The organism is Shimia sagamensis (genome assembly GCF_900182745.1).
Taxonomy (GTDB): Bacteria; Pseudomonadota; Alphaproteobacteria; order Rhodobacterales; family Rhodobacteraceae; genus Shimia; species Shimia sagamensis.
This window is the reverse complement of sequence record NZ_FXTY01000002.1, coordinates 514754-526842: the sequence shown is the minus strand read 5'-3', so window position 1 is coordinate 526842 and position 12089 is coordinate 514754. Positions and strand designations below refer to the sequence as shown.

Here is a 12089-nt window from a genome sequence, read left to right as displayed (position 1 = left end):
GTCGTCTTTTTCCGGTCCCGCGCGTCTTCACGTCAGAGAGATCAAAAGGACACAGACAATGATCAAAATTGTGAGCTTCAAAATCTGCCCGTTTGTGCAACGGGTGACCGCGCTGCTGGAGGCCAAAGGGCTGGAGTATCAGGTGGAGTATATTTCGCTGTCGGACAAGCCGCAGTGGTTTTTGGACATTTCGCCCAACGGGCAGGTGCCGGTGATGGTCACTGAGGGCGGCGTGGCGTTGTTTGAGAGTGAGGCCATCATTGAATATATTGAGGAGGCTTATGCCCCTCTGGAGGCGGATGTCTCGCTAGAACAGAAGGCATTGAACCGCGCGTGGAGCTATTTGGCGGCCAAAAACTACCTTGTGCAATGTGGCACCATGCGCAGCCGGGACGCGGAGACCTTGGCGGAGAAGTCGGCCAAGTTGGGCACGGCCTTTGACAAGATCGAAAAGGTGCTTGGCGACGGGCCGTTTTTTGGAGGGGCGCAGATTGGGTTGGTTGATATCGCTTGGTTGGTGCTGTTGCATCGGGCGCAGATCATCAAAGACCACACCGGGTTTGATTTCCTTGAGGGACGCCCCAAAGTTCAGGCGTGGCAGCGAGCGATCATGGCGACGGGGCTGGCACAGAAGGCTGGCGCAGCGGACTTCGAGGAGGCCTTTACCACTTTCTATCTTGCGGATGTGACGTACTTGGGGCGCGGTATGACCGATGCCGGATCGCAGCAGATTGCGGCGTCCGGTGGTTGTGGCACTGCCACCAGCGGATGTTGCTGAGCATTCACTTCCCCCAATATCCCGGGGATGAGTTGGCTTTGACTAGAAGGGGCAGCGCCCCTTGGCAGGCTTAGCGTGTGCTGAGCCTGCTTTCTGATCAAAGCGCGAGCGCTAACATCCTGAAAGCTCCGCATTGGCGCACAGTGTCGTTGCGTTTTTGAATGCCGGGGCGTCGTGGCTGCACTTTTATTTGTTGTCCGCATGGGCTATCTCAGCCGCAACCAAGCGGAGACAGCTATGTCCTTTGAAAATCCCGGACCCGTCGAGCAAAGCCTGCGTGACGCGATCAGCCCCATTGAAGAGATCATCGAAGAGGCTCGTCAGGGCCGCATTTATATTCTTGTGGATCATGAGGATCGCGAGAACGAAGGGGATTTTATCATCCCGGCTGAATTTGCTGATGCGACGGCGATCAACTTTATGGCCACACATGGCCGGGGATTGATTTGTCTGCCGATGACCGCTGAACGCATTGACCATCTGGACCTGCCGATGATGGCGGTGAACAATTCGTCGCGCCATGAGACTGCGTTTACCGTGTCGATTGAGGCGCGCGAAGGCGTGAGCACCGGGATTTCCGCGGGTGACCGGGCATTGACCATTGCCACCGCAATCAACGAGCAGAACACGATGGCGTCATTGGCTACGCCGGGGCATGTGTTCCCGCTGCGTGCCAAACGCGGTGGCGTGTTGGTGCGGGCCGGGCATACCGAAGCCTCCGTGGACATTTCGCGTCTTGCGGGCTGTCACCCAAGTGCGGTGATCTGTGAGATCATGAACGACGACGGCACCATGGCGCGCCTGCCGGAGCTGGTTGAGGTGGCCAAGAAACACGGTCTCAAAATCGGCACCATCAGTGATTTGATTGCCTACCGCTCGCGTGTGGACAACGAGGTTGTCGAAACGTCGCGGGAAACGGTGGCGTCGGAATATGGCGGTGATTGGGACATGCGCATTTTCACCGATCAGATCCACGGCATTGAGCATGTGGTGATGATCAAAGGTGACATCACAACGCCTGAACCGGTGCTGACACGGACCCATGCGTTGCATGAGGCAAGTGATGTTCTGGGGCTGGGGCCGAAGTCCGTGAATGAGCTGCCTGCGGCGATGCGCAAAATTGCTGATGAGGGCCGGGGCGTTGTGTGCCTGTTCCGCGAAGTGCGTCACAGCCTTTATGCCGAAGAGGATGAAGGCCCTCGCACGGTGAAGCGCACAGGCTTGGGCGCGCAAATTCTGTCCAATCTGGGCTGCAAAGAGTTGATCCTGCTGACAGACAGCCCGCAAACAAAGTATCTTGGTCTGGACGCTTACGGGCTGTCCATTGTGGGCACCCGCCCAATCCTGACGGAGGAATAAGTCATGGCTGGCGCAGAAAAACACTACATCATGCCACGTGCGGAATTTGATAAGCCGGTGAAGCTCGCGATTGTGATTTCGCCTTATTACAAAGATATCGCGGACAATATGCTGGCCGGTGCTGTGGCTGAGATCGAGGCTGCGGGCGGCACCTATGACGTGGTGCAGGTGCCTGGCGCGCTGGAAATCCCCACGGCGATTGGCATTGCTGAGCGCATGAGCAACTTTGATGGCTATGTCGCTTTGGGCTGTGTCATTCGTGGCGAGACCACGCATTATGAAACCGTGTGCAACGACAGCAGTCGCGCCATTCAGATGTTAGGCCTGCAAGGTCTGTGCATCGGCAACGGCATCCTGACCGTGGAAAATCGCACACAGGCCGAAGTTCGGGCAGATCCAGAAGATCAAAACAAAGGTGGTGGGGCGGCAGCTGCGGCCTTGCATCTTGTGGCATTGGGCCGTAAGTGGGGCGCTCAGCGCAAAAGCGTTGGGTTTTTGCCCGATGCTGAGGAATACAAGCTGGCAGGCGAACTCAAGGACAACCCAACGGCATGACCCTATCCGGTAACCAGAAACGTAAGATGAAATCCGCTTCCCGCCTTTATGCGGTGCAGGCGCTCTTTCAGATGGAAAGCTCTGGCCAGACGGTGGATCAGGTGCGGGTGGAGTTTTTGGATCACCGGTTTGGGGCCGAAGTGGATGATGCTACCGATATGATTGAGGGCGATGTGGATCATTTCCGCAAAACGCTTGAGGATGCGGTGAACTATCAGGCGCCAATCGACCAAATGACCGACCGTGCGTTGGTGGCAGCTTGGCCAATTGACCGGATCGATCCGACAATACGGGCGTTGTTCCGTGCTGCTGGCGCTGAACTGTTGCAGAGTGATGTCCCTGCCAAAGTGGCGATCACGGAATATGTGGCCATTGCCAATGCGTTTTTCCCCGAAGGGAAAGAGGGCAAGTTTGTGAACGCTGTGCTGGATCACATGGCGCGCGAAGCCAAGCCGGAAGACTTTTAAGGTCGCCCAATCAGGCCGGCGGTTTTGCGCCAGCCTCTGCCGCTTGTTGCGGTGTCATTTCCATAAAATAGGCCGGCGGGGTCCAGGTGTGCGACAAATGCACATTGGACCAGCGTGTAAGGCTTTGCACCAGTGGCAATAAGTCTGCGCCTTTTGGGGTGAGGTGGTAGCTGTAGCGCTTTGGATTCGTTTGATATTCACGTCTTGAAACAAGTCCGTTCTCTTCCATCTGCGAAAGCCGTGACGCCAGAATATTTGTGGTGATCTTTTCGGGACTGTCGAGAAAGTCGGCATATTTGGATTTGCCGGTGAGCATGTCCCGCAGGATCACCAACGTCCAACGATCCCCAACAATTTCAAGGCCAGAGGCAATCGGGCATCCTGATCTGTTTTTCTTAGTCATTTGGAGGCTCGCAATGCCTGTTTGAGAAGTCACTTGCATTTTGCAAGCGACTCACTCTAGGGTCAAGCATATTCAGTGAGGAGAGATGGTATGACTGTAGGATTTTCGGGAAGCTGCCTGTGTGGTGCGGTGACATTTGAGAGCGAAATGGAGCCGATGGCGGTGGGCCATTGCCATTGTGAAGATTGCCGCAAGTCCAGCGGTACGGGGCATTGCACCCATGTGGCGGTGCGTGAAGATGCGCTGTCATTGAATGGCTCAGTCACGGCGTTTGAGAAACCGGCGGACAGTGGTAATTTGGTGAGCCGGCATTTCTGCGGCACCTGTGGATCACCGGTGTACTCCACTAACGCCGCGCGGCCGGGGAACATTTTCCTGCGGGCGTCGGTTGTGGATCAGCCGGAGAAATTGGAAGCCCAGCTCGTGGTGTGGACCAAACGCGCCACGGCCTTTGATCCGGTCGACAAAAAGCTGATGGGGTTTGAGGCTGAGATTCCGCCAGAGGTTATGGCAGAGATGATGGCGGCGGAGTGAAGCTGTTTTAAACAGTTGTTAAGGACGGTGGGGCAGGGTGGCCCGCAAAGCGGGCTGCCCTGTGTCATTGTGGCGCGTGTCGCGCAGCTGTGACTTGCCGTTTTGATGGGGCTGCCGTTTAATGGTGTTTGAGGAGGCACTGCCATGCCAAAGCTGATTTCGCTCTATATTCGCCAAGTGGCTATCGGATTTGCCATTTCCGCCGCTTTTGTGACGATGCTGCTCTACTTCAACATTGCCAATCTCTGGCATCTGGTGAGCGGTAGTTCGGAAGGCATTCTGGCGGTTGTCGTGATGTGGGTGCTCAACGGGATTGTGTTTGCCGGCGTGCAATTTGGCATCGCAATCATGCGTATGAAAGAGGATGACCATCCGGGTGGTGGCAAGCGCAGCGCGCTGCCGGTGATGCTGGCGGAGCCCGTGCCGGTCAAGATTGACCGCAAGCCGCAGTCGCGCCAGATCCGTCGCTAACTCCTTCAACAAGTTTAAAAAGCGCCCCGCATTTGGGGCGCTTTTGTTTTGGTCACTGCATGTCGTGCAGGTTGGCCAAAAAGCCGTGCCAGCCTTTGTCGAGCGCCATGACCAAACCAAAGCCATCGACATTGGTGGGTAGGCCGGAATGGATCAACGTCAACCGTGTGCCGCCGGGGGCGTCCGCGAGTTCCCATTCCACCGAAGACATTTGGCCATTCATTGGCCCCACAGTGAAATCCCACTTCATGTAGTCATGCGGGGTGGCGTCCACCACTTTGCCCCAGCACATGCGATCGCCATCTTTCTGCGACCTCAGCGTGTAGTCTTCACCCTTTGCGAGGTCTTTTTCAGCTGGATGGAACCACTCGTTGAGCAAGTCAGCTTTGGTCAGGAAGTCCCAGACGCGGGCCTTTGGTGCGGCCAGAAAGACCGATTTGCGAATGGTGGTGTCTTGGGAGAGTTCAGCCATTGTTGTGTCCAGTGTCATCAGTCGTTTCCTTTTCAATTGCGGTTTTCAAGGCGTCGAGACGCGCGTCCCAGAACTGGTCAAACCAACCTATCCATTCCAGTGCAGGTTTGAGCGCCAAGGCGTTGAGAGAATTGACCTTTTCTCGGCCGCGTGGGGCAACCTCGATCAGGCCGCCGTCGCTGAGCACCACGAGGTGCTTTTTCACAGCTGCGCGGGTCATGTCGAAGTTGTCCGCCACTTCGGCGATGGTCATCGGTTCCTGGCCCAATAGACGCAGGATGTCGCGGCGGGTGGGGTCGCCTAGGGCGCGGAACACGGGTTGCAGGTGGTCGGGCATAGCTGTCTCGCATAAGTGATACCATTTGGTATCTCAATATATATGATACCATTTGGTATTGAGTCAAGCGTCAATTATGATGTACCGGGCGTGATGCGGGCTCCCTGTGGAAGGGGTGTTTGAGCAGAGCTGCAAAGGAAAAGTGGCGGGCCCGCAAACGCAGCCGTAGGGTTATCTCATTCCCGAGGACCTGTATGTACAGGTGGGCGCCAGGTAATCAGGCCAGGACCAGAACAGAGCCAGCTCCCTCGGAATTGCTTAAGGCCACCGGAATGCAACCGAATTACGAGAAGGGCAGAACCCGCCGCCTTTCTATCTATGCCTGCCATCGGCGTGGCGCAAGGGGCTGGACCAAAATTGCGACTTGCATTTTGTTCTCTAAATGTTCACGTTGGGTGTATGGATGATACACCACCACAGACCTTACAGGCGGGACAGCTTCTTGCGCGTGGTGTGAGCCGCCATCTGCGCAGCCATGGCTATGTGTCCATTGAGGAATTTGTGCCCGCGCGGGGGCTGCGCGTGGATGTGATGGCGCTTGGCCCCAAAGGTGAGCTTTGGGTGATTGAGTGCAAATCCAGCCGGGCAGATTTTCAGTCTGACAGTAAATGGCAGGGCTATCTGGAGTGGTGTGACCGGTATTTCTGGGCGGTGGACACGGAGTTCCCCACAGATTTGCTGCCAGAGGGCACGGGGTTGATCTTTGCTGATGCTTATGATGCGGAAATCATCCGTATGGCACCGGAGGAGAAACTGGCCCCCGCGCGGCGCAAAAAGATGATCCAGAAGTTTGCTACGGACGCGGCACGACGTCTGCAGCGATTCCGAGATCCCAAACTGGCACCAATGCCGGATGAGACCCCCTAACATTCATATTCCCCAAATACCCCGGGGAGGTGGCACAGCGGGCTGTGCCGGAGGGGCTGGCCCCTCCACTGCGTTTACTTGGCCATCTGGCGTGCCGTGGCGGCAGCCGCACGGATTTCCTCGGCAATTTCTTCGGCTTCTTCAGGGTCAAAATCCATCGGAATTTCAATGCCCTCGCCTTCGATGAAAATACGCACAAACCCCTGATCGGTTGGGCCGATCTGCAGGTTGGCTTCGATGTCGCTTTCGGTGTTGATGCCCATGGTGATCTCCTGGCGGATTTGGGGCCCCGAAGGGCTGCGTTCTCATATGTTGCCAAATCGGGTATCCTGATCGTGACCCAAAGGCAAGAATGCGGGCCGTCCCGTGTAGGGCGGGGAGGGGAAAATGCTTGGCAGTATCGCTGTTCGTCCATTTGAAGAGATTGATCTGGATTGGCTGGTGGAGGCCCATGCCACGCTCTATGCGCGCGACGAAGGCTTTGACGACAGCTTTGGACCGCTGGTGGAAACCATCCTGAAGCGGTTTCTCTTGGATCACGATCCTACGCGGGAGCAGGGCTGGGTCGCGGATCGGGATGGCCACAGGCTGGGCAGCATTTTTTGCGTACAAGGCCCGCAAACAAACTGGGCCAAATTACGGTTGTTTCTGGTGATGCCACAGGCGCGGGGATTCGGTCTTGGGCAACATTTGCTGGACACCTGTTTGGGGTATGCGCGCGGCGTAGGCTATGATGGTTTGACGCTTTGGACGCACAAAAGCCACGTGGCAGCTTGTGCGCTCTATGAAAAAAACGGCTTTGCGCTTGAGGCGGAGAAGCCGGCGCAAAGCTTTGGTTGCGATCTGATCGAACAAACCTACAAAATTGTGTTTTAGATGCTTGCAATCCCCGAACGGGGGCGGTAAATCGCCCTTGTTGCCGCCTTAGCTCAGTTGGTTAGAGCACTGGTTTGTGGAACCAGGGGTCCCCCGTTCGAGCCGGGGAGGCGGTACCACCCCCCCCCCCATCCATTTGAAGACAATTTGCCTGCGCATGTGGTGTCGTGGGCTATTTGCGTCCCAAAATATTTGGGGCGGTTGCGGGGGGACAGACCCGGCAACCGCCCCGGATGTCGAAACACCAATGGGGATGTAAGTGTTTCAACAGCAGTTGATGGGGGGATGACCCATCAACAGGGAGGAACGTGGCGTTTGTGTGCTTTGCCGCGCTTGGTTTCTAAGGTGCTTTGCCCTGTGCCAGCCATTGTTCAAACAGCGCGATGTCGCTAGCGGGCCAAGGGCCGTCGCTGGGCATGCTGCCATCTTTCAGGCGCGATAAAATCAACGCTCCGTGTTGGCTCACGGCTTCATAAGACCCGAGGTCCAAATCGCGCACCATGATCATCATGGCAATGTCATAGGGGCGAAACAGCGGGCGAATATCCCGGGAAAACTGGGGGCAAAAATCCTCTGACATGGTGATCTTGGGGATCAGGGTGACTTCTGGAATGCCAAGTTTGGGTTGCAGAAGCGCCAATTTGGTGTTGCTTTGTGCATGACAGCGCACCCCAACTAGCGGCTGGTCCGGGCCCCAATAGTTGGCAAGGTCCACATCAGGCAAAACTGTGTCAGCGCAGGTATGAGTGAGCACAGGCAGCGTGGTGCTAAGTGAATCCGGTGCGGTACCGATCAAATCAAAGGACAAAATACCGTCCTCTGGCGGCTGCCGGTAACGGTGCAATGCCAAGGTTGGCGCGCGCCAGCCGGAGGAGACAGCTCTGGCCTGCACCTGAACCAACAGGTTGGGTGATTGGCCCTCTTGCTGGGTTAGCGTCACCGTGTCGATGGCGTAAATACGTTGGCTCATGCGGGCGGAATCCTCTGGCAAATCAGCGAGCTGCGGCCTAGGCGGTGATGCAATAGCCACGGGCGCGATACGCCTCTGCAATGCGGAAACACACGCCACGGAAGGTCACCTCTTTGGTCAGCACGTCGATGTCGGGTACTGCGCCGTCGCGCAGGAATTCTGCGGAGGCGAGGATGATTGTGTGCAGCGCTTCGCCGGAAGTGCCGTAGCCAAAGTAGTCAGCCACGGCGTCCTCGATGTCGAACGGCACCTGAGAAAATTCCGGATGTTGTGTCAGCATGGTGCGCAGGAACTCGGCCCAAATGTTGCCTTGCACACTGAACACCCGCTGTGGATCCGAGATGCTCTGAGGGGCAAAGGAATGCGTAGGGCGCATCATCATATGCAGGGGAGGCGCGATTTTTGGGAGGCCGGTTGCACCGTCCGAGATCGTCTGTTTGGGCAGGTCACACAGGGTTGCCAATCGCAGATCCAGCCGCTCCAGCACGCTGTCCATGTGGCAGGCCAAGGCACAGTCGCCACCAGGCCAGTCATCACCTTCTCCGGCCATATGCAGACCGACGGCAGCGCCCGTGTCCGGGTCTACCCAGCAGGCGCCACTGTCACCGGGCAGGGACAGGGCTGCCATCGGGGCCGAAATGTCTTGTGGAACAAGACGGAATCCGTCGACCTCGACAGTTTTACGGCGGCCATCAGCATGGCTGTGCACAACTTTGTATGTGCCAATGCCATCCACGCGGGCATGGGTCAGGCCGGTGGTGCGGCCATATTTGTATAGATTACGCCCCAAGGCCGCCGGTGCCACGCCGGTCAAGGTCAGATTGAGGTGTTTCAATGTGGGCTGCCACGGGGTTGCGCCGGTCAAAGGCGCAAAAGCGGCATCGCCATGGCGCGACAACATGGATTTGCTCAAACGGGCAATGGGCAGATCGGTTGTCTTGCCGCCATAAACCAGATCGCTGTCGGCGCCTTCTGGCGAGGACAGCACATGCCAGTTGGACAGAATCCCGGCAGAGCCAGTGGACCGGTCAATGGCAATCGCGCCAATGGTGCCGCCATGGGCCCCGCGACGTTGGCAGGGGCTTCCAGAGAGTAAAGTGGTGGTATAGCTGCCTTGCCCATCCCCTTGGTCGCGATGCACTTTGTAGGTGCTGGCAACCACATCGACAGGAAAGCCATTGATTCGGCGCACGATGTGGTTGCCCGGATCAAGTTCGTCTTCGGGCAATTTGGAATGTACATGCACACGTAAGCATAGCTTGTTGGTCGCCAGCCCACCCACACGTTTGAAGCCAATGTCATAGCCGGTCACGTCAGTACGATCACAATACATGTCGCGCAGCGCTTCCAACGCCTCTTTGTGGGCGTCGTTGGTGGCGGTTTGGGCTGCTGTTGTGGTCTCTGTTGGGCGGGGGCGGGACATTGGATCCTCCAGTTTGGTCGTCTTTGAGACAAATGTGCCAGAGCCACCGTTATTCTTGCGTGATTTGCGGGAATTACCTTGTATCCTTGGGGCTGGAGCGGGTGATTGACGGTGTGTTTTGGCGTGTTGTGAGGGGAATCGGGGCGGGATGTTCACGGAACTGCGGGAGTACGAGCGGTCTGCGTCTGGCGAGATGGTGTTGCCAAAAGCAACGCCAGGGTTTTGCGCGCCGGTTCTAAGGCGGTTGGACTATGTTTTTGTCGGGCGTCCTTCTTGTGTGCCTGCGCTGGTGATTGCCGGGGGTGTTTTGCCGGATGGCACGCCGGTTTCAGGCGCAGGAGACGCTGTTGATGCGGCATTGGTACGATTGGCCGGAGAAGCCGCCGAGCAAGTTGGGCTTCGCACCTATTTGGGCAAGTTGCCGGAGCGGGCGCCTGTTCTGGCTTGCGACTGGCAGGGACTGAACGCAACGCCTGTGGCGCGATCGGTTTTGCCTACGTCAGAGGCTGAGACAGCTGGGTTTTCCGAAGGCTTGGCGGTGCACACGGACGTCGATGCGGCGCAAAGGCACGGCGTGTTGGAGCTGTTTGAACGGGACGCGGCGGCGCATTGGTGGGCTGGAGCTACAGAGGCTGTGGAGCTGTTGGGTGTTGAGGCGCTCGTGGCCGAGGGGATTGGGCATCGGGCAAAGCGTCAGACACGGGTGTTGGATGTGACCTGTGACACGAAGGTGCCTGCGGTTGTTGCGGCCTCGTTTGATCAGAGTGGCGGCGGCTTTTGTTTTGGAGCTGCTGCGGGCGCGCATTTAAGGGATGCAGTGGTGTCTGCGGTGCGCGAACTGGGAGCGGCGGAGTTTGGGCGCCAGTTGGACGTCTCTCGGAACGTCTTGCCTAAGGACGGGGGGGCAACTCTGACCGTCAACACACTTACATTGGACCAGTTTAACGCTGCATTTGTGACGCAGAAAACCGCGCTTGAGGCGCAGGTTCAAATGCGGGGTGTGATCGCGAAAGAGGAATGGGGTGCGGTTTGTGCCAAAAGCGATGTCGGTATTGTCGATCTGGGTTGTGTTGAGGGGGTATTTCAGGTCATCAAAGCGACGAGCACAGCTTTGCAGAGTGGCCGGGAAATTCACGTATGCCCACGGTTGCAGGCGGCGCTTTTTGGGAAAAAACGACGGACGCAGGGGCCTCTTTACTAATGGAGCGGGACCAGACCAATTTTGCAGCGCCTGACACAGCGTCGGAGCGGCTTCGGATTGACGTAGTCGGCGGGTTTCAGGCCCGTTGTGACGGCGGGCGTGTTGAGATCAAAAAGAAAAAAGCCGCCGCCATTTTGGTGCTGTTGTCCTTGTCACCTGATTTGCGCATGACGCGGGAAAAACTGCGCGGTGTTCTGTGGCCGGACAGCTCAGAGACGGCGGCGCAGACCAGCCTGCGCAACGCAGTTTGGGCGCTAAAAGCTGCCCTGCATGATGCAGGATTTGACGGCATTTTTAGCGATCGCAGCGATGTGTGGCTCGCGCAAGAGCGGGTTGATGTGGATCTGGATGTGCTGCTTGATGCGGCGGATCGCGGAGACATGGCTCCGATTTTGCGGATAGATCCCCAAAAGCTGGCGCAATTTGATCGCGACCAAGTCGAGATCAACGACATGTTTTCGGTGCGGGTGAAGGACTCGGTTCAGCATGTTTGCGGGGTGATGCGGCACCGACTAAACGCGACGGCAGATGCAGCGGCCTCGCCGGAAGAGCGCCTGGACGTCCTGCGGTTTGTGGCCAGCATGGACCCAGCCGACGAAGGCGCCGCGCGGCGGTTGATCAAAGCGTATTGGCAGAGTGGTCAAATGGCGAATGCACTGACCGTGTACCAGTCGCTGTGGAGCCTGTTGGATCAGGAGTATGGCGAGGAGCCTTCTGAGGAAACTCAGCAACTTGTGGTCGACATCAAGTCGCCAATGAGTGCGCCGGTGTCCAAGACCTTACGGCCGGTGATTGTTGTGGCACAGCCGAGCTACGGCCATTTGTCGGCGGAGCGGACGGGTGAGGCCGAAGCATTGCGCCAAGCGCTTTGTGCCAATCTCTCCAGATTCCGTGAATGGCAGATTTTTGATGCGTCATTGATGGCGGAAAATGCCCCTGTAGGTGAGTCGGGCGCCGCGAGCTATTCGTTGGTGTTGCAACCGCAGGTCCGTGGCAACAATTTGACCTGCCGCGCGGTCCTGTCTGATCGCAGTACGGGCGAGCTGTTGTGGTCTGAGGCGCTGAGCGACGCAGGACAGATGGCTTTGGCTGAAGGGCCGGGGGCGGCGGAACGACTGGCGGTGGCGTTGAACCTGCATCTGTCGGCTTTCAAAGGACCGCTGAATGCCACCAACAAGACCGCACCAAGTGCGTACGAGCGTTGGGTTGAGGCGCAGGGGTATATTCTGCAGTTTACGCTTGAGGGATGGAAGACCGCGGAGGGGTTGCTTGACGCGCTGATCCGCGACTACCCGGAGTTCAGCCGGGCCTATTCGAGCCGCGCATCGATTGAGAATATGCGTCAGATTTCCTTTCCCGGGCTCTACAGTTCGCCT

General features: G+C 57.4%; 15 protein-coding genes, 1 tRNA gene and 1 pseudogene. 11 read left to right on the top strand and 6 right to left on the bottom strand.

Going from position 1 to position 12089, the window contains the following annotated elements; genetic code table 11:
- Positions 1 to 58: 58 nt before the first annotated feature.
- From QOL67_RS07075 to nusB, 4 genes are all read left to right on the top strand, one after another.
- A complete protein-coding gene (locus QOL67_RS07075) occupies positions 59 to 778 on the top strand; it encodes a glutathione S-transferase family protein (RefSeq protein WP_283425260.1) in 720 nt (239 codons plus the stop codon).
- Positions 779 to 1015: 237 nt separating this feature from the next.
- The gene (ribB, locus tag QOL67_RS07070; protein WP_283425471.1) at positions 1016 to 2137 is read left to right on the top strand and encodes a 3,4-dihydroxy-2-butanone-4-phosphate synthase; all 1122 of its coding nucleotides are present in this window, start codon (positions 1016 to 1018) and stop codon (positions 2135 to 2137) included.
- Between the two features lie 3 nt (positions 2138 to 2140).
- Complete coding sequence (locus tag QOL67_RS07065; protein WP_283425259.1) at positions 2141 to 2692, top strand: 6,7-dimethyl-8-ribityllumazine synthase; 552 nt, start codon at positions 2141 to 2143, stop codon at positions 2690 to 2692.
- On the top strand, positions 2689 to 3159 hold the full coding sequence (nusB, locus tag QOL67_RS07060) for a transcription antitermination factor NusB (RefSeq protein WP_283425258.1): 471 nt from the start codon (positions 2689 to 2691) through the stop codon (positions 3157 to 3159). Before QOL67_RS07065 ends, nusB begins: the two co-directional genes overlap by 4 nt.
- A 10-nt stretch (positions 3160 to 3169) precedes the next feature.
- Here nusB and QOL67_RS07055 read toward each other — a convergent pair whose 3' ends face one another.
- Positions 3170 to 3562, bottom strand: coding sequence for a winged helix-turn-helix transcriptional regulator (locus QOL67_RS07055; RefSeq protein ID WP_283425257.1), 393 nt, complete (start codon positions 3560 to 3562; stop codon positions 3170 to 3172).
- A gap of 90 nt (positions 3563 to 3652) precedes the next feature.
- Here QOL67_RS07055 and QOL67_RS07050 point away from each other — a divergent pair, with 90 nt between their 5' ends.
- Positions 3653 to 4096: a GFA family protein gene (locus QOL67_RS07050; RefSeq protein ID WP_283425256.1), complete on the top strand. Its 444-nt coding sequence runs from the start codon at positions 3653 to 3655 to the stop codon at positions 4094 to 4096.
- A 144-nt stretch (positions 4097 to 4240) separates the two neighbouring features.
- Positions 4241 to 4567 carry a hypothetical protein gene (locus QOL67_RS07045; protein WP_283425255.1) on the top strand — a complete coding sequence of 109 codons (327 nt, stop codon included), beginning with the start codon at positions 4241 to 4243 and terminating at the stop codon, positions 4565 to 4567.
- A gap of 52 nt (positions 4568 to 4619) precedes the next feature.
- Here the strand turns inward: QOL67_RS07045 and QOL67_RS07040 are convergent, their stop codons facing one another.
- Positions 4620 to 5057, bottom strand: a complete 438-nt coding sequence (locus QOL67_RS07040; protein ID WP_283425254.1) for an SRPBCC family protein — start codon at positions 5055 to 5057, stop codon at positions 4620 to 4622.
- On the bottom strand, positions 5032 to 5376 hold the full coding sequence (locus tag QOL67_RS07035) for an ArsR/SmtB family transcription factor (protein ID WP_283425253.1): 345 nt from the start codon (positions 5374 to 5376) through the stop codon (positions 5032 to 5034). Before QOL67_RS07035 ends, QOL67_RS07040 begins: the two co-directional genes overlap by 26 nt.
- A gap of 399 nt (positions 5377 to 5775) precedes the next feature.
- Between QOL67_RS07035 and QOL67_RS07030 the strand changes: the two genes are divergently transcribed.
- Positions 5776 to 6243: an MmcB family DNA repair protein gene (locus QOL67_RS07030; RefSeq protein WP_283425252.1), complete on the top strand. Its 468-nt coding sequence runs from the start codon at positions 5776 to 5778 to the stop codon at positions 6241 to 6243.
- A gap of 74 nt (positions 6244 to 6317) precedes the next feature.
- Here the strand turns inward: QOL67_RS07030 and QOL67_RS07025 are convergent, their stop codons facing one another.
- Positions 6318 to 6506 (bottom strand): DUF6324 family protein, encoded by a 189-nt coding sequence (locus tag QOL67_RS07025; RefSeq protein WP_283425251.1) that lies wholly within the window; start codon positions 6504 to 6506, stop codon positions 6318 to 6320.
- A 124-nt stretch (positions 6507 to 6630) separates the two neighbouring features.
- Here QOL67_RS07025 and QOL67_RS07020 point away from each other — a divergent pair, with 124 nt between their 5' ends.
- Together QOL67_RS07020 and QOL67_RS07015 are read left to right on the top strand one after the other, a co-directional pair.
- Positions 6631 to 7119, top strand: coding sequence for a GNAT family N-acetyltransferase (locus QOL67_RS07020; RefSeq protein ID WP_283425250.1), 489 nt, complete (start codon positions 6631 to 6633; stop codon positions 7117 to 7119).
- Between the two features lie 42 nt (positions 7120 to 7161).
- Positions 7162 to 7238 (top strand) — tRNA-His (locus QOL67_RS07015).
- Between the two features lie 221 nt (positions 7239 to 7459).
- On the opposite strand, the gene QOL67_RS07010 is transcribed toward QOL67_RS07015, so the two are convergent.
- Together QOL67_RS07010 and QOL67_RS07005 are read right to left on the bottom strand one after the other, a co-directional pair.
- Positions 7460 to 8089 carry a hypothetical protein gene (locus tag QOL67_RS07010; protein ID WP_283425249.1) on the bottom strand — a complete coding sequence of 210 codons (630 nt, stop codon included), beginning with the start codon at positions 8087 to 8089 and terminating at the stop codon, positions 7460 to 7462.
- Between the two features lie 37 nt (positions 8090 to 8126).
- Complete coding sequence (locus tag QOL67_RS07005) at positions 8127 to 9512, bottom strand: hypothetical protein (protein ID WP_283425248.1); 1386 nt, start codon at positions 9510 to 9512, stop codon at positions 8127 to 8129.
- 148 nt (positions 9513 to 9660) lie between these two features.
- Here QOL67_RS07005 and QOL67_RS07000 point away from each other — a divergent pair, with 148 nt between their 5' ends.
- Together QOL67_RS07000 and QOL67_RS22040 are read left to right on the top strand one after the other, a co-directional pair.
- Complete coding sequence (locus QOL67_RS07000; RefSeq protein ID WP_283425247.1) at positions 9661 to 10713, top strand: YcaO-like family protein; 1053 nt, start codon at positions 9661 to 9663, stop codon at positions 10711 to 10713.
- Positions 10650 to 11438, top strand: a pseudogene (locus QOL67_RS22040) (AfsR/SARP family transcriptional regulator); the annotation flags it as partial. The gene QOL67_RS07000 and the pseudogene QOL67_RS22040, both read left to right, overlap by 64 nt.
- Positions 11439 to 12089: the final 651 nt, after the last annotated feature.